Source organism: Marinithermofilum abyssi (assembly GCF_014641195.1).
Classification (GTDB): Bacteria; Bacillota; Bacilli; order Thermoactinomycetales; family DSM-45169; genus Marinithermofilum; species Marinithermofilum abyssi.
Map to the genome: position 1 here is coordinate 91,514 of NZ_BMHQ01000003.1, position 21,775 is coordinate 113,288.

Consider the following 21,775-nt stretch of genomic DNA (forward strand, 5'->3'; position numbering starts at 1 on the left):
GTTGGACATTTGATATTATTGTACCCCTCATCTGTACCGTTTTATGCTTAGTACCTGTGAGGCTCAGCATTTCTTAGGCTTGGACGGAGCCTTCAGGAGAGAATAACGGGTTGCCGAACCCAATGATCCGAGAAGCCCACGGCGCCCGTAGGAAGTGCCCTTGGGGTGCTTGAGCTGTATGGAGCAAGTCACTTCTATCGATGCCTGAGTATCCGAAATCCTAGCCGCAATCCTGGCGGAATCAAGGTTCGCTACGATCCCTCCACACGAATAACGATCTCTTCTGAGATCATTCATTTTGACAAGACATATAGACATATGCTTATATAACTATGAGGTGATGGTGATGGACGCAGAGCAACTGGCGGAATGTTTCAAGGCGATGGGAGATCGAACGCGGATTCAAATCTTGGCTCTTTTGAAAGTCGAAGATCTCTGTGTGTGTGAGTTGGTAGAGATCTTGGGAATCTCTCAACCGTCCGTTTCTCAGCATATCCGGAAGCTGAAAAACGCCAAATTGGTGAAGGAACGTCGTCAAGGCAAATGGATTTTCTACTCCTTGGACGGATCCCTTTACCCATACATCCATGCTGTTTTGGACACATTCCCGGATCTTCGTGAGAAGATCGAGGAGTTGAAGACCAATGGGCAAAAGGTCGTTTGCGATTAAACACAAACGAAAGGATGTGTATTTATGGGCAACGTAATGAGAAGACTCTCTTTTCTGGATCGGTATTTAACGTTGTGGATTTTTCTCGCCATGATCGTTGGGATCGGTGCAGGCTTCCTTTTCCCGGGGATGGTAAAGGTTCTCACAGGCTTTCAAGCAGGGACTACTTCGATCCCGATAGCCATCGGATTGATCCTCATGATGTACCCCCCGCTGGCCAAGGTCCGGTACGAAGAGTTGGGACAAGTTTTTCGCAACTTCAGGATTCTAGGACTCTCTCTGGTACAAAACTGGATTATTGGTCCCATTTTGATGTTCCTGTTGGCGATTGTCTTTTTACGGGACGAGCCGGCATATATGGTGGGACTGATTTTGATCGGGTTGGCCCGTTGTATTGCGATGGTCATTGTGTGGAATGACTTAGCCCAGGGCAACCGGGAATATGCTGCCGGCCTGGTCGCCTTCAACTCCTTGTTCCAAGTCCTTTTTTATTCCTTGTATGCGTACATTTTCATCACCTTGTTGCCGGATTGGCTCGGGTTTAAGGGGGCTGTTGTCGACGTCACCATGGGGCAAGTGGCCGAAAGCGTTTTTATTTACTTGGGAATTCCGTTCTTGGCGGGAATGATTACCCGTCTCGTTTTGGTGAAAGCGAAAGGGCGGGAATGGTATGAAAAAGAGTTTATCCCGGTGATCAGTCCACTCACCTTGATTGCGCTCCTGTTTACCATCATTGTCATGTTCTCCCTCAAGGGTGAACTGGTATTGCAGCTGCCGCTGGATGTAGTGAAAATCGCGATCCCTCTCTTGATTTACTTTGTTCTGATGTTCCTCGTCTCCTTTTATATGGGGAAGAAGGTGGGAGCAGATTATTCGAAAACCGTCTCCCTTTCCTTTACCGCTGCCAGCAACAACTTTGAGCTGGCGATTGCCGTGGCCATCGGTGTCTTTGGGATCAACTCCGGTGCTGCTTTTGCCGCGGTGATCGGTCCGTTGGTGGAGGTGCCTGTCCTCATCGGGTTGGTCAACGTAGCATTCCGGTTCCAGCGGAAATACTTTCAAACCCAACAAGCTCAGGAGGTATAAGGATGAGCAAAAAGACGATCTATTTTCTCTGCACCGGCAACTCCTGTCGCAGTCAGATGGCGGAGGGGTTCGGTAAAAAGATTCTCGGTGACCGATTTGATGTCTACAGCGCCGGAATTGAAGCCCACGGACTCAATCCCAAAGCGGTCGAGGCGATGAAAGAAAAAGGGATTGATATTTCGACCCAAACGTCGGATGTCATTGACCTGGAGATATTAAACAATGCGGATTACGTTATCACCCTGTGTGGGGATGCCAACGATAAATGCCCCATGACACCACCCCACGTTAACCGGCAGCACTGGGGCTTTGACGATCCAGCGAAAGCCAAAGGCTCCGAAGAAGAAGTTTGGGATGTATTTCGGCGGGTACGGGATGAAATTGAAGAACGTATCCGCCAGTTCGCACAAGAAACGAGATAAGGCTGTAGATAAGCCTTGCATTTGAAGTACCTGTAACGAACAAAGAGCCGCAAAATGAAATGCGGCTCTTTTTATGTGAGAAGCTTCTCCATGGCCATCACGTCTACAAAACGGCCATCTAAAATCCCCTGGTTCCGGAAGATTCCCACCTCATGGAAGCCGTGTTTCCGATACAATCCTTGCCCTAGTTCGTTAAAGGGGAACGTATAGAGCACGATTTTGTAGAAGTCATGGGTTCGGGCATGGGCTTCCAAGGCTGTTAATAGTCGGGAGCCGACGCCTCTGCCTCTCCACTGACGGTCTACGTAGACGGAAAGGTCCGCCACACCCGTATAGGCGCAACGATGGGAAAAAGGATTCAACGAGGCCCACCCGCGAATTTCTCCTTCATAGATGGTCACCAATACAACATACCGGGAGGGCCGTTGTTGCAACCACGCTTTTACTTCCTCCAAACTCTTCGGCTGTTCCTCTAAAGTAGCAATCCGATCTTCGATCCCTTGGTTATAAATCGCTTGGATCTGTGGCCAATCTTCTTCCTGTACCTTGCGGATCGTCCAAGAATCCATTACGAAGTCACCATCCCGTCGGTCAAATGGAAGCGGTGCGAGAGTTCTTCACAGAAGGCTTTTAGCATGGCTTGGTTGATGGAATAGTAGTTCCATTTCCCTTGTTTTCGTTCATGCACTAAGCCGGCATTTTTCAGCTCTTTCAGGTGGTACGATACCTTGGACTGTTTCAGCCCCAAGGCTTCCTGGATGTCACAGACACACATTTCGGTCGTACAGCATTGTTGAGGTTCCTCTGTGCTTCCTCGGGCGATCAGGTCGAGGATTTGATACCGGATCGGATCCGCCAATGCTCGGGCGATCAGAGATAATTGTTCATTAGTGCAGCAAGCCACAAGGTTCACTCCTTTCCTTGAACAAGGGGAAAACCCGGGCATCGCCCAGGTTTTACGATGAAGGGGTTATGCCTGTTTGGGGGTGCAACAAGCGTTCCCGGATTCCCGAATGTCCGGCGACTGTCCGAAATGATCCGCATCTTCCTTTACGAAGAAAACCTCCCAGCGATGACCGTCCGGGCTGGTCACCCAGATTTTGTCCTGAACAGCATAGCAACAGGTCGTATCCATTTCATCAAAGGACGCCAATCCGGCGTTTTTCAATCGTTTCTTGGCAGCAACCACTTCATCCGTGGAGCTTACTTGGATCCCCAAGTGGTTTATTCCCCCGGTCGTTACGCCGCCCTCGTTCAAGGTAAAGTTCAGGGGAGGTTCATCCAGATCGAACTTTGCATAACCCGGGCGAACTTTTACCGGTTCCTCCCCAAACAGGTGGCGGTAAAACTCAATCGATGCATCCAAATCCTTTACATTAATAGCTAAATGAGGCTTTAGAATCATTTTCATTTTCCCTTCGCATAGAGTTATTCGCACCAAGGTGGTGCAGGCGCAGCAAGCAACATGGACGTTTTACATACTGCGGATACTTCTTTCCTGCTTATTTGCGCCAATTGTTTCATTAGTAGTCATTGTGCATGAGCCCCAACTCAGATCAACTTTTGTTGATATGATAATATATCAATAATTTTTGATTCGTTAACAAAGATCGAAAAAAATTGATTAATTAAGCGGTGAGGAGATTTTTTGGATAGACCGAATTTGTTTTGGAATTGGAACTTCGTTCGTTTTGCTCGGTTTTTCCACGCACTAACGGGCGTTGTAGGTTTAAGAACAAAGGGGAAAGTACTTGTAGGAACTTTGATTGCTCGGAGTACGGTCGGATCGTAAAGAAGACATTAAAAGAACGTACCCATCGTTGCTCATGCGGATATGTAGCCTACAGAGATGTCAATGCCGCAAGAAATATCCTACATCAAGCGATTGGATACGTTCCTGAACCGAGATACGGGACTAGAACTAAACCTTTTCTAGGCTTGGACGAAGCCTTCGTGGATGGATGTGGGTTGCCACGCCAAATGAAGCGAGAAGCCCACGGCCCGCAGGAAGTGCCCCTGGGGTGCTTTAGCCGTGCGGAGCAAGTCACTCCACCATTGCTTTTACGAAATATGCATGATCGTACGCGTAGTAATCATCCGAACGATTCTGAAAATATCTGTCCTGGATATCCGATGGGCTGAGATGTTCCACCAGGTGTAAGCCTACCGATTCGAGTTCCGAGGCGAGGGTGGAGGGATCGAGTCCCGTCACCATAGGCTCGCCCGCCTGACGCAACATTGCTTGCATAATGTTCACACGTGCTGCGGCTGTTTCGGGAATAAACGCATCATTATCCCAGTAATCAAAGATGATCTTACTACCTGCGGGGCTGATGTCTGCGATCGTTCGGAGTGTGTGAAAAACCACATCACGCGGTAGGTAATGAATTACGCCGAGCCAGCTGAAAAAGGTGGGCGCTTTTGGATCATATGATGTGTTCGCCAATTCCGTGTCTAGTTTTTGTTTCATAAAGTCGACCGCAATAAAATGTAGATTAGATGGAATATCCCACCCTAGCTCAGCGAGGCGCTTTCGCTTGAAGTCTTGCGTAGCGGGGTGATCGATCTCGAAGATTTGGAAATTCTGACGTAAATCAGGATGCCGAAACGCAAAGGTATCCATTCCGGCGCCGAGAATGACATATTGTGTCACCCCTTGCCGAATATCTGCTTTTAGGTGATCTTCCGTATATCTCGAACGACTGAGAAAGAGGGAAGTCGGAAAGTAAAATTGTACCATAGATGCGATTGCATCCACCCGGTCGGGACTCTGAGCCGCACGCTTTGGGTCAACCATTGGTAGTGCGGTCGTCATTACGTTATCAAACGCTACGAAATCTTCTTCGGTTAGTAAACGAGGTGCGATAAAATCGTCAAAGATTTTAGGCGTTGCGTACACAACATGGTGGGCTCGAAGGTAGGCGCTCATCAGTGCAGTTCGTTTAATTTTGGTTTCGTCCATCGTATTCCTCCCTAATGCTGTTCTACCATGTATCATAGTAACGCGTATCGTAAAGAATCAGGTTGGTTGATCGCTTTGGGAAGAGGGGCAGTAACGTCCTTGCGGTGTGGTGAATTTGGGTATCCACTCCAAAGCGCGGATAGCCTTTTATCAAATAGCACAGCAGATAATGACGCATAAGGATCGAAATTTTGTTCATGTTGAGCCCGAATTCGTTCCCAGGTCAAATATAAAAAAGAAACTCACGCTGGATACCTCCGTGAGCCGGTGTTTCAACGTTGTTCAGCTATACAGCCCACCGATTGGTGGGCTGTTTTATTATCATATTAATACACAAGAGCAGACACATACCCTTCATAAGTGTATCCCGTCTCATAATCAATGACATCGAGATAGTAAGTTCCAGGCTTCATATTGGTGAATGGGATGTATCCAAAGGTAGGGTCGTTAAAGGATTTATAGGAGGTACAATTGCCTGTAGACGCGCTGCAAAGCCTCCCATCTAGCGGAAGGAAGTCGCTGGCATAATAAATTCTTTCACCTGTACTTTTATTCACTCTCCACAGATCCCCAAGTGTAATACGTACATTCGTATCCGTAGTAGTTGTTGCAATTGTCTTATCCCATTTGCCATCTTCTGTAGCAAACCAAGTGTTTCCATAAGATGTATCCGCATAACTAGGTATACCAAAACTAAACACTACAGCAAAGATTGCAACAAAAGTGACTACCAATCTGTTCACTCTTTACATCCTCCTTCTAGTTTTAATATAGGCAAGAATTAATATATTTCCTAATGATTAAAAAGTCAACAATTTTTACCATACTTGAACAAATATATATAAAATGTCAGCACATATGACAAACGGTTTGTTTACGTGGATCCCCATATTCACTGCCGGGTGAAATAAAAAATGGACCCACGCTGGTTATTTGCGTGAGCCTGTGTTTCAGGAATTTTGTTTGTATTTAAGAGTGGGCGAATTCTTTGACCTGATTCTCGGGAATGAATCCCAGGGAACGATTCGTTTCTTTCCCATTTTTGATTTTAATCAGAGTCGGGATGCTTCGTATTCCGAACTTGTCCGCAAGTTCCGCATTCCGATCGACATCCACATAATAAAAATCAACTTCTGTTTCCTGTTCTGCAACCTCTGAGACCACCGGTCTCAATTGACGACATGCCGGTCACTAATCGGCACCAAATTCAAGAATAACGGGCTTTGTTGCATTTTGAACCAACGCCATCATAATCGGCGCTACTAATGGATTTGACCACTTTGAATCACCTTTTCATTGTTAAGTCCTTAGGGTAAAGCTTAGGGGGCTTCCTGCCCATCTTTTTGGCTGTTTTTCGCAAGTGATATAATGAGATGTTGAGAAAAGGAGGCGTTCCGCATGAGGCGTTTGGAAGAAAAGACGATTGCCAGCAAGTCGATCTTTGATGGAAAAATCATTCGTTTGCAAGTAGACGAGGTGGAGTTGCCGAATGGAAACACCTCTACCCGGGAAATCGTCAAACATCCCGGTGCAGTGGCTGTACTGGCGGTGACAGAAGAGAACAAACTGGTCTTGGTCCGACAATACCGTAAGCCCTTGGAGAAAACGATCCTGGAGATTCCGGCAGGCAAGCTGGAACCCGGGGAAGACCCGATGGAATGTGCCCGCCGGGAACTGGAAGAAGAAACGGGATACCGCGCAGAGTCCCTTCATCCCTTGGTTTCCTTTTATACCTCTCCTGGATTTGCGGATGAAATCATCCATATTTACGAGGCCCGTGGGTTGAAAGCAGGCGAAGCCCATGCTGACCCTGATGAATTTGTGGAAGTGGTAGAATTGGAGATGGAAGAGGCTTTTGATCGGTTAAAGAAGGAAGAGATTCACGATGCCAAGACAGTGACCGCGCTTTACATCTGGCAGAACCGGTCTCTGATCTCGTCATGATGCTGGAGTCTGTTTTTGCGGATTTGCATATTCATATCGGACGGACAGAAAGCGGGCTGCCGGTGAAAATAACGGCGGCACGCAATCTTACCTTTGATGCGATTTTGCAGGAGGCGGCTCGCCGCAAGGGGATTCAGATGATCGGCATTATCGATGCCCATTCGCCGCCGGTGCAAGAGGAAATCGCCCGCGGGCTGGATGCGGGACGGTATGAGGCTCTGTCGGAGGGGGGGATCCGTTTCGAGGGAACCACGGTGATCATGGGAATGGAGTTGGAAGTCAAAGGAACGGATACCGGCCCTGCCCATGTATTGGCTTATTTTCCCGATTTAGAACGAATGCAAGCCTTCAGCACATGGATTTCCCGGTATATGAAAAACATCCAGCTCAGCACTCAGCGCTATCACGGGGAGATCCGGGAGTTGGAAGATCGGGTGGAAGCTTACGGGGGGCTGCTCATCCCTGCCCACGTATTCACCCCGTTTAAAAGTGTGTACGGCAGTGCGGTGGATCGCATGGCCGACTTGTTTCGGTCGGAGAAGCTGGCGGCAGTGGAGCTGGGCCTGTCGGCAGACAGTTCCATGGCCGACCGGATTCCTGAGTTGGCTTTGTTTTCCTTTGTGAGCAACTCGGACGCCCATTCATTGCCGAAAATCGCGCGGGAGTACAATGAGATCCAGGTTCAATCGGCTACCTTTGCCGAATTGCGAAAAGCGCTGCTGCGGCAGGACGGGCGCCGAGTAGCAGCCAACTATGGACTCCATCCCAAACTGGGAAAATATTACCGGACCCGCTGTTTGAACTGCGATGAGTTGTTGCCCTCACTAAAACCGAGATGCTTATACTGCGGCAGTACCAAAGTGGTGCGCGGGGTATCGGACCGCATCGGCGACATCGGCCAGTCTGAAACGGAATCGCCGTCCCACCGACCTCCTTATGTGTACCAGGTACCGCTGGAGTTTATCCCGAAACTGGGCCCCAAAACCCTGGCTAAGCTGTTGAACCGTTTCGGAACGGAAATGGAAGTTTTACATCGGGCTCCTATTGCTGAAATAGCAGACACGGCCGGGGAGGCGATCGCCCGCCACATTGAACTGGCTCGGGAACGCCGACTGGAGATTGAAGAAGGCGGCGGCGGCACCTACGGCAAAGTAAAGCAGATGGACCGGCTGCAATGAACTTGTCCATTTGAATAGAAAAACTAGTCTACTTTCTCCTTGCCGCTCATAGAGATAGATTGAGAGCGGACAAGGAGGGAATGAAGTGAAACGCAATAAAAACAAATGGGGCCGTTCGGTTCAGCTGCACTTGGACAACCAAAAATCTCTCTATCTATTTGTAACGGTGCTCTTTATGATGGGTGTGATTTTCGGGGCGGTGATTGTGAACACGATGTCTCCGGTACAAAAAGAAAACCTGCTCGGCTATCTGGGGCATTTTTTTAAGGGGTTGGACCAACAAACGATTGCGGAGCCCAAGGTGGCTTTTCAGCATTCCTTGGGGGACCATTTTAAAACCATCGGTTTGATGTGGATTCTCGGGGTGTCTGTGATTGGCATGCCGTTCATCTTCCTGATGATCTTCCTCAAAGGGTTGGTGATCGGATTTACGGTCGGCTTTCTGGTCAATCAGCTTTCCTGGGACGGGTTTTGGTTCGCTTTTATGTCGGTGGTCCCCCACAATCTGTTGGTGGTTCCGGCATTGATCATTGTAGCAGTGGCAGGTACTGCTTTCTCCATGCTTTTGGCGCGCAACCGGCTGATTCAGCGAAGAGGTACGATTTATCCTCAGTTTTTGTCCTACTCGATCCTGGTGACTTCCATGGCGCTGGTTCTTATTTTCGCTGCATTCTTTGAAGCCTATATTTCACCGGCTTTAATGCGCACGGTCATCCCTCATTGATGCTGCTTTTAAAAATAATTATCAAGTGATACTCTTTGTCAATAGTTTGACTTTGTGCAACTTCCTTTCATATAATGAGGGCAAGAGTGTAGGGGGGTGCGGTCATGGAAGAACGAGTAAAACAAATTAAGCAGCAATTGTCTGCCCATAATTACAAATTGACCCCCCAACGGGAAGCGACCGTCCGCGTCCTTTTGGAAAATGAGGAAGATCATCTGAGCGCGGAAGATGTCTACCTGTTGGTGAAGGAAAAAGCACCAGAAATCGGGTTAGCAACGGTATACCGTACACTCGAGTTGCTCAGCGACCTGCAAATCATTCATAAGTTAAATTTCGGTGATGGTGTCACCCGTTATGAATTTCGGGCGGAAGGAGCGGAACATCACCATCACCACCTCATTTGCCTCAATTGCGGAACCGTGGATGAAATCATCGATGATTGGCTGGGGCCGATCGAAGCGCGGGTGGAAAAAGAGTTTGACTTTCAAATTATTGATCACCGCTTGACCTTTCACGGCATTTGCCGCCGGTGCAAAGGTCGGGTGAAAGACCCCAAAAAGCTGGTGGGATCGAAAGTAACGTGAGATCAGGAAGATCTCGCGTTTTTTTATTTTCTGACATGGGCTATGTTGTATGAAGAAAGCGCTTTAGGTGGTATGATATAGGATGGAAAAGGAGGAGTGCATCATGAAGATCGGTGTACCCAAAGAGATAAAAAATAATGAAAACCGAATAGCCATCTCTCCTGCCGGGGTGGATGCTCTGGTAGGTGCCGGGCACGAGGTCCTGATCGAATCCGGTGCCGGCCTGGGGAGCGGCTTTCCGGATGAAGAGTTCACTGAGCACGGCGCCAAAATCGTGTCGAGTGCAGAAGAGGTGTGGGGGACGGCCGAAATGGTGCTGAAGGTGAAAGAACCCCTGCCTTCCGAGTACAAATATTTTCGTGATGGCCTGATTCTGTTTACCTATCTTCATTTGGCTCCGGAACCAGAATTGACCCGCGCCTTGATGGAGAAAAAAGTGATTGCCATCGCCTATGAAACGATTCAATTGGACAGCGGGGCTCTGCCCCTCCTGACACCGATGTCGGAAGTGGCAGGCCGGATGTCTGTTCAGATCGGGGCCCAATTCCTGGAGAAGCCCAAAGGTGGCAAAGGTGTCCTGTTGGGAGGCGTACCCGGGGTGTTGCCGGGTGAAGTGGTGATTATCGGCGGCGGTGTAGTGGGTACCAACGCAGCTAAGATGGCTCTGGGTCTGGGTGCCAATGTGACGCTGCTGGACCTCAATCCGGACCGTTTGCGGCAATTGGACGATATCTTCCGCGGGCAGGTGCGGACACTCATGTCCAATCCGTATAACATCGGACAAGCAGTGAAGAAAGCGGATCTTTTGGTCGGTGCTGTCTTGATTCCGGGACACCGGGCCCCGCGACTGGTGACGGAAGAAATGGTGAAATCCATGTCACCGGGCTCTGTCATTGTAGATGTCGCCATTGACCAAGGCGGTTCGATTGAAACGATTGACCGCGTTACCACACACAGTGATCCCACCTATGTCAAACATGACGTGGTTCACTATGCGGTGGCCAATATGCCGGGCGCTGTCCCGCGTACCTCCACCTACGCTTTGACCAATGTCACCATTCCTTATGCGGCACGCATCGCCAATTTGGGGCTGAAGCAGGCGCTGAAGGAAAGCCGTCCGCTGGCACGGGGGGTCAACGTTTGCAACGGAGTGGTTACCTACAAAGCCGTGGCGGACAGTTTGAACCTGCCTTATCAATCCCTGGATGAAGTGATGGGCGAGCCGATCTTGGGTTAAGGGTCATCTTCGCCGCTGCATAAACCGCCTTTCCTGTCATAGGATGGTAGGAAAACGGGAAGGGACGAGGAGTTATGGTTATATCTTTGAAACGGCTGGCGGAATGGGCTAAATTTCTCATGTTGTTTTTGATCGTGACTTTGGTGATGTACCAAGTGATCGCTCTCCTATCCCAGTGGATGAAACCGGCCCATCGATACGGGGAACCGAAGGGGCGGGCAGTTAAAGTGTTTGCCCCTTACGAGCAGGATGGACGGTCCCTGGAAGATGCGAGAGTGTTACCAGATCGGCTCCTTCTCTTTTACTGGTTGGGGGAATGAGATGTGATCCGCAAGGGGATGTCCCTAAGCGGTCTTTTTTGTTATATTATGGTCGGCGAGGTGAGATAGGTTGAAGCATTTTGACCGTATTGCATTAATCGTGCTGGACAGTGTAGGAATCGGGGCGTTGCCTGATGCAGAAAAATTCGGGGATTCAGGGGTCCATACCATGGGCCATATCGCCGAAACCAGAGGCTTGAAGATGCCCCATCTGGCGGAGCTGGGCTTGAGCAATATCGAGCCGATTCCCGGCATTGCGCCAGCAGCGCAGCCCAAAGCGCACTATGGAAAAATGGCGGAAGTCTCGGCTGGGAAAGATACGACAACCGGACACTGGGAGATTATGGGGATTCATACGTCTGTTCCCTTCAAAACTTATCCCGATGGCTTTCCAAAGGAACTGATCCAAGCTTTTGAAGAGCGGGTCGGCCGCAAAGTACTGGGCAATAAGCCTGCCAGCGGAACTGCCATTATCGATGAATTGGGCGAAGAGCATATGAAAACGGGGGATTTGATCGTTTATACCTCTGCGGACAGTGTGTTCCAAATCGCCGCTCATGAAGAAGTGGTGCCGTTGGATGAGCTGTACCGGATTTGCGAAATCGCCCGGGAGTTGACCTTGGACGAGAAATATGCGGTAGTGCGGGTGATCGCCCGTCCCTTTGTAGGCGAACCGGGTCACTTTACACGCACACCCAACCGCCGGGATTACTCCGTTAAGCCGCCGGAGCCGACGGTGATGAACCGGTTGGCCGATGCCGGTTTGGACAGCATTGCGATCGGCAAGATCTCCGATATCTACGCGGGTGAGGGAATCACGCAATCGATCAAAACGAAGGATAATATGGACGGGGTGGACCAACTGTTGAAAGTATTGGCGCAGCCCTATCGGGGACTTGCCTTTGTCAACCTGGTCGATTTTGATTCCAAATACGGCCACCGCCGGGATCCGGAAGGCTACGGCCAAGCATTGGAAGAGTTTGATCAACGTTTGCCAGAAATCATGAACGCTATCCAAGCGAATGATCTCCTCATCATTACGGCGGACCACGGGAACGACCCGACCTACAAAGGGACCGATCACACCCGGGAGTATGTGCCGCTTTTTGTTTGGAGTCCTTCCCTGGCGCAAGCAGGAACTTCCCTGGGTGTTCGGAAAACGTTCTCCGATGTGGGTGCTACCATAGCGGACAATTTTAACATCGAGGGCACTGGACGAGGTACCAGCTTTTTGTCTGAATTAAGAGGGAAACAATAAGGAGAGGGGCAAGGAAACATGAAAGACATCAAGAAACGCATAGAGGAAGCCGCCCAGGCGATTCAAAAAAAACTCAGCCTAGAGCCGAAAATTGGCTTGGTCTTGGGCTCCGGACTCGGAATCCTGGCAGATGAAATCGAAGAGGCAGCAACCATTTCCTATGGGGAAATCCCCCATTTTCCCGTATCCACCGTTGAAGGACACGCCGGTCAATTGGTGATCGGCCGTTTGGAAGGGCAGCCGGTGGTGGCGATGCAAGGCCGGTTTCATTTTTATGAAGGATACTCCCTGACGGATGTCACCTTTCCCATTCGCGTCATGAAAGCTCTGGGTGTGGAAAAACTGGTGGTGACCAATGCGGCCGGGGGTGTGAACACCGGGTATCAAGCGGGAGACTTGATGGTGATCCGGGATCACATCAATCTGATGGGTACCAACCCCTTGATAGGCCCCAATGATCCGGACTTGGGCGTTCGTTTCCCGGATATGTCGGAAGCTTATGATCCCGCCATGCGTCAATTAGCTCACCGGGTGGCGGAATCGGAAGGTATTCGTTTGCAAGAAGGGGTTTATGCCGGGCTGACCGGTCCGTCTTACGAAACTCCTGCAGAAATTCGAATGCTGCGCACCATCGGTGCAGATGCTGTCGGGATGTCCACTGTACCGGAAGTGATCATTGCCCGTCATTCCGACATTCGCGTTTTGGGTATCTCTTGCATTTCCAATATGGCGGCGGGGATTTTACCGCAGCCGTTGAGCCACGAGGAAGTCATGGAGACGGCGGAACGGGTTAAACCCAAATTTATCGGTTTGGTCAAAGGAATTATGAAAGACATTTTATCTGTTTAAGAAGGGGAAAGGAGCGTCGTCATGGCAGAATTGTGGCAACGCATCGAACAAGCCAAATCGTTTATTGAAAACAAAACAGAACATCGTCCGGTCATCGGTTTAATCCTGGGTTCGGGGCTGGGAGACTTGGCCCACGATATTGAAGAAGCTGTACAGATTCCTTACTCGGACATCCTCCATTTTCCGGTGTCAACGGTGGAAGGACACGCCGGTCAACTGGTGATCGGCCGTTTGTCCGGAAAAACGGTTGTTGTCATGCAAGGGCGGTTTCATTATTACGAGGGGTACTCCCAGCGAGAAGTGGTTTTCCCTGTGTATGTGATGAAAGCTCTTGGTGTGCAAGTATTGGTGGCCACCAATGCTGCTGGCGGGATGAATTCCTCCTTCCAGGCAGGGGATTTGATGCTGATCCGGGATCACCTCAATATGACGGGCAGTAATCCGTTGATCGGCCGCAATGAGTCCCGCCTGGGACCCCGATTCCCCGATATGTCCCAAGCGTATCATCCGGAACTGATCGAGGTGGCGGAAAAAGTAGCGAAAAGTCAGGATCTGAAGGTGCAAAAAGGCGTATATGCCGGGATCAGCGGTCCGGCTTATATGACACCGGCAGAACTCATCATGTTGCGCAATCTCGGCGGGGATGCCGTCGGGATGTCCACGGTGCCGGAAGTGATCGCAGCCAACTATGCCGGGTTGAAAGTGCTGGGGATCTCCTGCATCACGGATATGGCCATCGGGGAAGAGCTGGAACCCTTGACCCATGAGCAGGTGGTCGAGGTAGCCAACCGTACCAAACCGCGCTTTATCCAGCTGGTAAAGGGCATTGTTGAAGAGGTGACCCTGTAAATGCAAACGGTGGATATCATCCGGAAAAAACGGAATGGCGGGGAACTGACCGCCGAAGAGATTCAATTTCTCATCAAGGGATTTGCCAAGGATGAGATTCCGGACTACCAAATGGCCGCCTGGGCAATGGCGGTGTTTTTCCGTGGCATGAGCGACCGGGAAACGGCGGATCTAACCCTGGCCATGGTGGAGTCGGGAGAACAGGTGGATCTGTCCCAAATCGAGGGGCGAAAAGTGGACAAACACAGCACCGGCGGTGTAGGGGATACCACCACATTGATCGTGGCGCCGTTGGTAGCTTCTGCAGGGGTTCCCGTGGCCAAATTGTCCGGACGGGGACTGGGGCATACCGGCGGTACCATCGACAAGCTGGAGTCTTTCCGCGGTTTTACCACGGGGCTTTCTACGGAGCAATTCGTCAAGCAAGTCAATGAACTGAAAATCGCCGTGGCAGGACAAACCGCCAACCTGACTCCTGCGGACAAGCAACTGTATGCTTTGCGGGATGTAACCGCCACCGTGGATTCCATCCCGTTGATCGCCAGCTCTATCATGAGCAAAAAGATTGCTGGCGGGGCAGATGCCATCGTGTTGGACGTCAAGACCGGAAAAGGTGCGTTTATGAAAGACGAGGAATCCGCGGTTCAACTGGCCGAGGCGATGGTAGGGATCGGCTCCCGAGTCGGCCGCCAAACCGTTGCTGTCATCAGCGATATGAACCAACCCTTGGGATATGCCGTGGGGAACGCATTGGAAGTAAAAGAAGCCATTGATACGTTGCAGGGTCGGGGCCCGGATGATTTGACGGAACTTTCCCTGACGCTGGGCGCTCATATGGTGGTTCTGGCAGGCAAGACCGATTCAGTCACCGAAGCTCGCGGGTTGTTGGAAGGCAAATTGAAAGACGGCTCTGCGCTGGCCAAATTCAAAGAATTTGTGGAAGCCCAAGGGGGAGATCCCCGGGCGGTGGATCAAACGGATCTCCTGCCGACGGTGTCCCGTCAGGTGGAAGTGCCGGCGCCGGAAGACGGAACGATCGCCCAGCTGGAAGCGGAAGAAATCGGTTTGTGTGCGATGCAATTGGGAGCGGGTCGGGCCACCAAAGAAGATCGGATTGACCACGCCGTCGGCATTGTATTGCATAAGAAGGTGGGGGATGTGGTAAGCCGAGGTGAAGCTATCGCTACCCTTCACGTGAATGATGAGAGCAAAGTGAAGGCGGTGCAGAATCGTCTGTTGCAAGCCGTCACCATTACCAAAGAGCGAATCGTCCCGCCGCGCCAAATCCGTTCCATTGTGACGGAGCGGGGAGTGGAGAAGGTTTAAGTTTTTCTGTCAAAGCTGCCGAAGTCAACCGGCAGCTTTGTTCTTTTTTCAAAGCCTCCCCTTTCCCACCCCACCATATATGACGGGGGTCGAACCCGGTTAAGGGAGGTTGACTGAGGTGCGTAATTTTTCATTGGAATAATCCACCTGTCCCTCGTTCAAACTATGCGTACGATGGATAGGAGGGAAGCGTCTATGCGCTTGCGTATGTTTGTTTTACCACTCTTGTTTTGCCTTGTATTTACCTTGATTCCTCCGCAGGTATGGGCGGGAGAGGGCGGGTTGGCACCACAGGCTCGTTCGGCGATTTTGTTGGATGCAGATTCGGGAACAGTGCTGTATCAAAAGAACATCGACGAGAAATTGTCGCCAGCCAGTATCACCAAAATTATGACGATGTTGCTGGTGATGGAGGCCCTGGAGCAAGGAAAAGTTTCCTACAATGACAAAGTGCGCATCAGTGAGCATGCGGCATCGATGGGCGGCTCCCAGATTTTTTTGGAGCCGGGTGAACAGATGGAAGTGAAAGACTTGCTAAAAGGCGTGGCAATCGGGAGTGCCAATGATGCCTCGGTCGCATTGGCGGAACATTTGGCCGGAACAGAAGAAGCGTTTATCGAACGGATGAATCAACGGGCCAAAGAATTGGGTATGACTCACACCCGGTTTCAGAATCCCAACGGTCTGCCTGCCCCGGATCACTACACCACTGCCAGGGATATCGCAATCATGTCCCGGGAATTGTTGAAGTATCCCGAGATCACCAAGTATACTCGCATTTACCAGGATTATTTGCGGCAGGATTCGAATAAGCCGTTCTGGCTGGTCAATACCAACCGTTTGGTCCGGTTTTATGAAGGAATGGACGGGTTAAAAACCGGATTTACCGCAGCGGCCAAATACTGCTTGTCCGCTACGGCCAAACGGGGAAACTTCCGGGTAATTGCAGTAGTGCTGGGGGAGCCCACATCAAAGGCACGCAACCGGGAAATTTCCCGTATGCTGGATTACGCATTCAGCCAGTACACCAACCATGTCGTTTATAAGAAAGGCGACCCGATCGGGACGGTTCGACTGGATAAGGGAGAAGAGCGGGATCTGCTTATCCGGGCCCCGCATCAATTTAGCGTGCTGATAAAAAAAGGGGAGAATCACAAGGATTATACCCGCAAAGTGGTGCTGACGGCCCGCTTGGCTCCGGTGAAAAAAGGGCAGACCATCGGGGAAGTGTTGTTGGAGAAACAGGGAAAAAGAATAGCCGAAATGAAACTTGCCGCTCCCCGCGATGTCCAGCGGGCCGGATTATGGACACTGATGAAACGGACCACGAAAAGCTTCTTCTTCTTTCCGGAAGAGGCCAAAGCACTGGAACAACCAGCTTCGTAAACTCAGCCGGATCGAGGCTCCCCGCAACAGGGGCCTCGATTTTTTGGTTCTTTTGTCACAGGGAAGGAAAGGTTCCCCAATTTGTAGAAAACAGTAACCAAAACCGAACAGAGGTGAACCAGATGAGCCTGTATGTAGATTTGACCCATAAACGAAACGTACTCGTGGTCCGTTTGGCCGGCGAATTGGACCATCATACCGCTGAAGAGGTTCGACAGCAAATCGAGAGCGAATTAGCCAAGGACTTGTATACACACATGGTGTTGAATTTGTCGGAATTAACGTTTATGGACAGTTCCGGTTTGGGCGTGATTTTGGGACGATACAAACGGATCTCTCAATTGGGAGGGAAAATGATGCTCTGTTCCGTACACCCGACGATCTACCGTTTGTTTGAATTATCGGGGATGTTTAAAATTTTGCCGTTGCATGAGGATGAACAGGCAGCGCTTCATGCTTGCGGGGTGGCATCATGACACACATACATAATTTCATGGAAATGCGTTTCGCCAGCCGATCCGAAAATGAATCTTTTGCACGTGTTGCAGTTGCCTCTTTTATCTCTCAATTGGACCCTACCATGGAAGAGCTGACGGATATCAAAACCGTAGTATCGGAAGCCGTGACCAACGCTGTGATTCACGGTTATGAGGAAAAGCCGGACGGAGTTATAACGATCCGGACGGAAATCGACGGCTCCCGTATAAGCATCACCATTCAGGATCAGGGCAAAGGAATACAGGATATCGAGCAAGCGCGGCAACCTTTGTACACGTCCAAACCGGAGTTGGAACGATCGGGCATGGGCTTTACCATCATGGAGAACTTCATGGATGAGGTAGAGATTCTGTCGGCAGTTGGAAAAGGGACGACAGTACGGTTGGTCAAGGTGTTAAAAACCCATTCCCAGACCATAAAAAATTGAGGGCTGCCCATGGAATCCGATGTGCGCAATTCCCGTCACAAACATCTGTCCGATCATGAAGTGAAATCCCTGATCCAGCAAAGCCAGAATGGAGATACTGCGGCGCGAGACCGTCTGGTCAAGCACAACATCCGATTGGTTTGGTCGGTGGTGCAACGCTTTCTCAACCGGGGTTATGAAGCCGAAGATTTGTTCCAGATCGGTTGTATCGGTCTGTTGAAAGCTGTCGATAAATTTGACCTCTCCTATGATGTGAAATTTTCCACTTATGCCGTCCCGATGATTATCGGCGAAATCCAGCGGTTTTTGCGGGATGACGGGATGGTGAAAGTCAGTCGGTCATTGAAAGAGCTGTCCAACAAAATTCGCAAATCTAAAGATGAGTTGACGAAACAGCTGGGACGCTCTCCGACGGTGAATGAGTTGGCTGAGGAGATGAATGTATCCCCCGAGGATATCGTGTTTGCCCAAGAAGCCAGCCGTTCTCCCGCTTCTATTCATGAGACGGTATTTGAAAATGATGGGGATCCAATCACCTTGATGGATCAGATTTCCGATGAATCCGAATCGTCTTGGTTTGACAAGTTTACTTTAAAAGAGGCGATCAATCAATTAACGGAACGGGAAAAGTTGATTGTCTATCTGCGGTATTTCAAAGATCAGACCCAGTCTGAAGTGGCGGAACGGTTGGGAATTTCCCAAGTGCAAGTCTCCCGGCTGGAAAAAAAGATCATCAAAAAGATTCGGGAGGAGATCGATTTTAAACCCGGAGGGCAGTAGAACCGGGAACGGAGTGTCAATGAAAATGATAGGTATCGATAACCATAGGCACCCCCAGGGTGCTTTTTTGTTGAACCCGTATGTTCGTATGAGGGCGGGCACTCCAACACATAATAATCCTAATGACATGGACGGGAGGTGGCATCCGTGGGTACGGACTTGGTTTACCTCCAACTAAAAAAAAGGGTGAAGGCCCGGGTCGGGGAAATCCTTCTGTTGAGGGATTTGGCGCAGCTGTTGACAGGTGAAGATCACGAAGATCTGGGTTATCTTCCTATCCTTCGTTTGGGAAAGGATCAAGGAAGTCATATGGTGGTTGATGTGATGGATGTGCTGCGCAAGATCCGGCAGCAATATCCCGATGTAGAGGTGCGCAGTGTCGGACCGTTGCAAACCATCATCGAAGTCGAGGCGGTTTATAAGGTTCCCTCTGGCGTATTGGTAGCGTTGGTCTGGTTGTTATTGTTTGTAGGATCTGCCTTGGCCATTATGAATTTCCATACGGATGTCAGCATGAAAGCTGTTCACGAACGGATCTACTATCTCATTACAGGGGAACATAACTCCAAGCCGCTGCTGTTGCAAATTCCTTATTCCATCGGAATCGGGTTGGGCATGGTCCTTTTTTTTAACCATTTGTTTAAGCGAAAGTTCAATGATGAGCCCAGTCCCTTGGAATTGGAGGTCTTTTTGTATCAGGAGAATATCGACCAGTTTGTGATTGACCATGAGAAATCGAAGGATCGTGGGGATCGGAATGGACCTTCTGGGTAGCATCCTGTTAGTTTTCATCGGATTGGGCGGGGGGCTGGCGGTGGGAAGCGGTTTTGTTGCATTTCTCACCGTGCTGGATATCGTTCCGCGCTTAACGGTGTTTTCCAGGGGGCGGCGCTATGTTCGCAGTTACGAGTGGGCATTTGTTGCTGGGGCACTGGCAGCGACTTGGGTGGATCTCCGTGACTGGTCTGCTGCCTTCTCCCCCTTGGGTACGGTGCCGGTAGGGTTTTTGGCGGGATGTTTCGTCGGATTGCTGGCGGCGGCGTTGACGGAGGTGATCAATGTGCTTCCGATTCTGGCCAAACGTCTTCAGATGCAGAAATTTGTTCTGTATTTGTTGATGGCTATGGTCTTCGGAAAGATTTTGGGTTCGCTGTTCCAGTGGATTTGGTTTATCGCATAAGGAGGGAGGGAGCGCATTGGCAAAAAGGAGAGTCATCCTGATTACCGATGGAGATCGGGTAGCCAAACAAACGGTGGAAGAAGTCGCCAGACAAATCGGGGGGCGGTGCATTTCCGCTTCCGCGGGCAATCCTTCCCCTTTGAGCGGTTCGCAGCTGGTGAAATTAATTCAGGAAGCGGCCCATGATCCCATATTGATCATGTTTGACGACTGCGGCTCCCGGCATAAAGGGAAAGGCGAACGAGCATTGGAATATGTGGCTTCCCATCCGGATATCGAGGTATTGGGTGTGGTAGCGGTCGCATCCAATTCGGATCATGTGGAGGGTGTGCAGGTCCATGTTGCTTTGGATCACAACGGCAACGTGGTGTATCACGGTGTGGACAAAGCCGGTCATGAGATGAACGGCCCTTTGCGGATTTACGGAGATACAGTGGATGTGCTAAACCAATTTCAATTTCCCTATGTGGTAGGCATCGGCGATGTAGGAAAAATGGATAAACATGACGATTACCTATGGGGCGCGCCAGTGACCACGAAAGCAGTGCAAATGATATTGGAAAGAAGCGGATATGATGCAACAAACATCCAACAGTAAACCCATACAATCTTCACAGCAAAAAACACCCCTTGCCCGAGAAATCGAGATCAACAAACAAGTGTTGAACTCAGCTGTTGGAATCGGGATCAGTTTTGATACGGTAATGCGGGAGATGACCTTTGGGGGAAAGTCTTTCGCCCTGTTGTATTTGAACGGGTTTGTCAAAGATATTATCATGGTGCAGGTTTTAAAAGAGTTAAGCCGCTTAAAGCCGGAAGAAACGACGATTGATCTGGTCCAGAAATTATTGGAGACTTATGTGGTGCACATCCAGGTCTCCACCAAAGAAACAGTGGAAGATTGCATCGATCAAGTGTTGTCCGGCCAGTTGGTCCTGTTGGTGGACGGAGAAACAAAAGCGCTGGTGATCGACGCCCGCACCTATCCCGCCCGTAACCCTGAGGAACCCGATACGGAGCGGGTCGTGCGCGGCTCGCGGGACGGATTTACGGAAACCCTGTTGACCAATGTGAACCTCACCCGGCGACGGATCCGGGATCCCCGTTTGCGGATGGAGATAGTGACAGTAGGAAAGCGCTCAAAGACGGATATCTGTGTCGCTTATATCGAGGATGTAGCGGACCCCGGTTTGGTCACATCCGTCAAAAGTCACTTGAATCAGATCAAAGTGGATGGCTTGCCCATGGGAGAAAAAGCGGTGGAGGAGTTTATCAACCGGAAAAGCTGGAACCCGTTTCCTTTGGCTCGTTATACGGAACGGCCGGATGTGGCATCCACCCACCTGTTGGAGGGGCATGTACTGGTCTTTGTGGACACCTCCCCCAGTGTCATGATTACTCCGACTACGTATTTTCACCATGTGCAGCATGCAGAGGAATTCCGGCAAACTCCTGTTATCGGCGGATATCTGCGGTGGATCCGGTTTTTGGGGATCATTGCCTCGTTGGTGTTGTTGCCATTGTGGATGATGTATGTGATGCAGCCCGATCTGCTTCCCGAGTCTCTCAGCTTTATCGGTCCGAGAGAAGCAGGCAAGATCGATGTATTTTGGCAGTTCATCTTTGCCGAGATCGGGATCGATTTGATGCGGATGGCTGCCGTGCACACCCCCTCTCCCCTGGCGACGGCCATGGGCTTGATCGCAGCTGTGTTAATCAGCGAGATCGCGATGAAGGTGGGTTTGTTTATCCCGGAAGTGATCTTGTATTTAGCTGTTGCAGCGATCGGAAACTTTGCCACGCCCAGTTATGAGCTCAGTTTGGCCAATAAACTGGCGCGGTTATCGCTGTTGTTGCTCACTTATCTGTTCAAGGCTCCGGGGTTGGTGGTGGGTCTGACACTGTGGATCATTATTCTCGCCTACACGCGATCTCTAAACACGCCATACCTGTGGCCGTTCATCCCCTTTAACTTCCCGGCACTGGTTCAGGTTCTGTTTCGTACCCCTCTTCCGTTTATGAAGCGCCGTCCGAGTTTGGTGCATCCCCAGGACTCGACGCGCCGTCCGCAGCCGGAAGGGTGAGGATTCGTGAA

Annotated in this window: 27 protein-coding genes and 1 pseudogene; 22 read left to right on the forward strand and 6 right to left on the reverse strand. The window is 50.3% G+C overall.

Annotated features, from left to right (window positions below):
* Positions 1 to 346: 346 nt before the first annotated feature.
* From IEW70_RS04840 to arsC, 3 genes are read left to right on the forward strand one after another with little or no spacing between them, the layout of a single operon-like run.
* On the forward strand, positions 347 to 670 hold the full coding sequence (locus IEW70_RS04840) for an ArsR/SmtB family transcription factor (RefSeq protein ID WP_188646808.1): 324 nt from the start codon (positions 347 to 349) through the stop codon (positions 668 to 670).
* A gap of 24 nt (positions 671 to 694) precedes the next feature.
* Positions 695 to 1,756 (forward strand): ACR3 family arsenite efflux transporter, encoded by a 1,062-nt coding sequence (gene arsB, locus IEW70_RS04845; RefSeq protein WP_308423128.1) that lies wholly within the window; start codon positions 695 to 697, stop codon positions 1,754 to 1,756.
* 2 nt (positions 1,757 to 1,758) lie between these two features.
* On the forward strand, positions 1,759 to 2,178 hold the full coding sequence (arsC, locus tag IEW70_RS04850; protein WP_188646809.1) for an arsenate reductase (thioredoxin): 420 nt from the start codon (positions 1,759 to 1,761) through the stop codon (positions 2,176 to 2,178).
* Between the two features lie 71 nt (positions 2,179 to 2,249).
* On the opposite strand, the gene IEW70_RS04855 is transcribed toward arsC, so the two are convergent.
* The 3 genes from IEW70_RS04855 to IEW70_RS04865 form a co-directional block, all read right to left on the reverse strand.
* The gene (locus tag IEW70_RS04855) at positions 2,250 to 2,747 is read right to left on the reverse strand and encodes an arsinothricin resistance N-acetyltransferase ArsN1 family A (RefSeq protein WP_188646810.1); all 498 of its coding nucleotides are present in this window, start codon (positions 2,745 to 2,747) and stop codon (positions 2,250 to 2,252) included.
* Complete coding sequence (locus IEW70_RS04860) at positions 2,747 to 3,082, reverse strand: ArsR/SmtB family transcription factor (RefSeq protein WP_229751832.1); 336 nt, start codon at positions 3,080 to 3,082, stop codon at positions 2,747 to 2,749. The genes IEW70_RS04855 and IEW70_RS04860 overlap by 1 nt, the downstream gene beginning before the upstream one ends.
* Positions 3,083 to 3,148: 66 nt before the next feature.
* Positions 3,149 to 3,583: an ArsI/CadI family heavy metal resistance metalloenzyme gene (locus IEW70_RS04865; protein ID WP_188646812.1), complete on the reverse strand. Its 435-nt coding sequence runs from the start codon at positions 3,581 to 3,583 to the stop codon at positions 3,149 to 3,151.
* Positions 3,584 to 3,852: 269 nt separating this feature from the next.
* On the opposite strand from IEW70_RS04865, the gene IEW70_RS17780 reads away from it, so the two are divergent.
* Positions 3,853 to 4,320 (forward strand): zinc ribbon domain-containing protein, encoded by a 468-nt coding sequence (locus IEW70_RS17780; protein WP_229751851.1) that lies wholly within the window; start codon positions 3,853 to 3,855, stop codon positions 4,318 to 4,320.
* On the opposite strand, the gene IEW70_RS04875 is transcribed toward IEW70_RS17780, so the two are convergent.
* From IEW70_RS04875 to IEW70_RS18410, 3 genes and pseudogenes are all read right to left on the reverse strand, one after another.
* Positions 4,223 to 5,140: a class I SAM-dependent methyltransferase gene (locus IEW70_RS04875; protein ID WP_188646813.1), complete on the reverse strand. Its 918-nt coding sequence runs from the start codon at positions 5,138 to 5,140 to the stop codon at positions 4,223 to 4,225. The two genes, IEW70_RS17780 and IEW70_RS04875, sit on opposite strands and share 98 nt — an antisense overlap.
* Positions 5,141 to 5,466: 326 nt before the next feature.
* Entirely contained in the window at positions 5,467 to 5,883 is a 417-nt protein-coding gene (locus IEW70_RS04880) for a hypothetical protein (RefSeq protein WP_188646814.1), read from the reverse strand.
* 226 nt (positions 5,884 to 6,109) lie between these two features.
* Positions 6,110 to 6,316, reverse strand: a pseudogene (locus tag IEW70_RS18410) (thioredoxin family protein); the annotation flags it as partial.
* A gap of 222 nt (positions 6,317 to 6,538) precedes the next feature.
* Here IEW70_RS18410 and IEW70_RS04890 point away from each other — a divergent pair.
* The 18 genes from IEW70_RS04890 to IEW70_RS04975 all read left to right on the forward strand — a co-directional run bounded on the left by IEW70_RS04890 (position 6,539) and on the right by IEW70_RS04975 (position 21,764).
* Positions 6,539 to 7,084 (forward strand): NUDIX hydrolase, encoded by a 546-nt coding sequence (locus IEW70_RS04890; protein ID WP_188646816.1) that lies wholly within the window; start codon positions 6,539 to 6,541, stop codon positions 7,082 to 7,084.
* A complete protein-coding gene (locus IEW70_RS04895; RefSeq protein WP_188646817.1) occupies positions 7,081 to 8,262 on the forward strand; it encodes an endonuclease Q family protein in 1,182 nt (393 codons plus the stop codon). Before IEW70_RS04890 ends, IEW70_RS04895 begins: the two co-directional genes overlap by 4 nt.
* An 85-nt stretch (positions 8,263 to 8,347) precedes the next feature.
* Entirely contained in the window at positions 8,348 to 8,986 is a 639-nt protein-coding gene (gene spoIIM / locus IEW70_RS04900) for a stage II sporulation protein M (protein ID WP_188646818.1), read from the forward strand.
* Positions 8,987 to 9,090: 104 nt separating this feature from the next.
* Positions 9,091 to 9,570 (forward strand): ferric iron uptake transcriptional regulator, encoded by a 480-nt coding sequence (fur, locus tag IEW70_RS04905; RefSeq protein WP_188646819.1) that lies wholly within the window; start codon positions 9,091 to 9,093, stop codon positions 9,568 to 9,570.
* Positions 9,571 to 9,673: 103 nt separating this feature from the next.
* Positions 9,674 to 10,807 carry an alanine dehydrogenase gene (gene ald / locus IEW70_RS04910; RefSeq protein WP_188646820.1) on the forward strand — a complete coding sequence of 378 codons (1,134 nt, stop codon included), beginning with the start codon at positions 9,674 to 9,676 and terminating at the stop codon, positions 10,805 to 10,807.
* A 74-nt stretch (positions 10,808 to 10,881) separates the two neighbouring features.
* A complete protein-coding gene (locus tag IEW70_RS04915) occupies positions 10,882 to 11,127 on the forward strand; it encodes a DUF4227 family protein (protein WP_188646821.1) in 246 nt (81 codons plus the stop codon).
* A 70-nt stretch (positions 11,128 to 11,197) separates the two neighbouring features.
* Positions 11,198 to 12,385 carry a phosphopentomutase gene (gene deoB / locus IEW70_RS04920; RefSeq protein ID WP_188646822.1) on the forward strand — a complete coding sequence of 396 codons (1,188 nt, stop codon included), beginning with the start codon at positions 11,198 to 11,200 and terminating at the stop codon, positions 12,383 to 12,385.
* 18 nt (positions 12,386 to 12,403) lie between these two features.
* Positions 12,404 to 13,234 carry a purine-nucleoside phosphorylase gene (locus IEW70_RS04925; protein WP_188646823.1) on the forward strand — a complete coding sequence of 277 codons (831 nt, stop codon included), beginning with the start codon at positions 12,404 to 12,406 and terminating at the stop codon, positions 13,232 to 13,234.
* 21 nt (positions 13,235 to 13,255) lie between these two features.
* Positions 13,256 to 14,083 (forward strand): purine-nucleoside phosphorylase, encoded by an 828-nt coding sequence (locus IEW70_RS04930; protein WP_188646824.1) that lies wholly within the window; start codon positions 13,256 to 13,258, stop codon positions 14,081 to 14,083.
* Complete coding sequence (locus IEW70_RS04935) at positions 14,084 to 15,409, forward strand: pyrimidine-nucleoside phosphorylase (RefSeq protein WP_188646825.1); 1,326 nt, start codon at positions 14,084 to 14,086, stop codon at positions 15,407 to 15,409. It begins immediately after the preceding gene.
* Positions 15,410 to 15,604: 195 nt separating this feature from the next.
* A complete protein-coding gene (locus tag IEW70_RS04940; RefSeq protein WP_188646826.1) occupies positions 15,605 to 16,795 on the forward strand; it encodes a D-alanyl-D-alanine carboxypeptidase family protein in 1,191 nt (396 codons plus the stop codon).
* A gap of 122 nt (positions 16,796 to 16,917) precedes the next feature.
* Positions 16,918 to 17,271 carry an anti-sigma F factor antagonist gene (gene spoIIAA, locus IEW70_RS04945; protein ID WP_188646827.1) on the forward strand — a complete coding sequence of 118 codons (354 nt, stop codon included), beginning with the start codon at positions 16,918 to 16,920 and terminating at the stop codon, positions 17,269 to 17,271.
* Positions 17,268 to 17,720 carry an anti-sigma F factor gene (gene spoIIAB, locus IEW70_RS04950; RefSeq protein WP_308423129.1) on the forward strand — a complete coding sequence of 151 codons (453 nt, stop codon included), beginning with the start codon at positions 17,268 to 17,270 and terminating at the stop codon, positions 17,718 to 17,720. Before spoIIAA ends, spoIIAB begins: the two co-directional genes overlap by 4 nt.
* 9 nt (positions 17,721 to 17,729) lie before the next feature.
* A complete protein-coding gene (gene sigF, locus IEW70_RS04955) occupies positions 17,730 to 18,500 on the forward strand; it encodes an RNA polymerase sporulation sigma factor SigF (RefSeq protein WP_188646828.1) in 771 nt (256 codons plus the stop codon).
* Between the two features lie 147 nt (positions 18,501 to 18,647).
* Positions 18,648 to 19,274 carry a stage V sporulation protein AA gene (locus IEW70_RS04960; RefSeq protein WP_188646829.1) on the forward strand — a complete coding sequence of 209 codons (627 nt, stop codon included), beginning with the start codon at positions 18,648 to 18,650 and terminating at the stop codon, positions 19,272 to 19,274.
* The gene (locus IEW70_RS04965; RefSeq protein WP_188646830.1) at positions 19,258 to 19,680 is read left to right on the forward strand and encodes a stage V sporulation protein AB; all 423 of its coding nucleotides are present in this window, start codon (positions 19,258 to 19,260) and stop codon (positions 19,678 to 19,680) included. The genes IEW70_RS04960 and IEW70_RS04965 overlap by 17 nt, the downstream gene beginning before the upstream one ends.
* A gap of 16 nt (positions 19,681 to 19,696) precedes the next feature.
* Positions 19,697 to 20,278 (forward strand): stage V sporulation protein SpoVABEA, encoded by a 582-nt coding sequence (gene spoVAEA, locus IEW70_RS04970; RefSeq protein WP_188646831.1) that lies wholly within the window; start codon positions 19,697 to 19,699, stop codon positions 20,276 to 20,278.
* Complete coding sequence (locus IEW70_RS04975; protein WP_188646832.1) at positions 20,256 to 21,764, forward strand: spore germination protein; 1,509 nt, start codon at positions 20,256 to 20,258, stop codon at positions 21,762 to 21,764. Before spoVAEA ends, IEW70_RS04975 begins: the two co-directional genes overlap by 23 nt.
* Positions 21,765 to 21,775 lie beyond the last annotated feature (11 nt).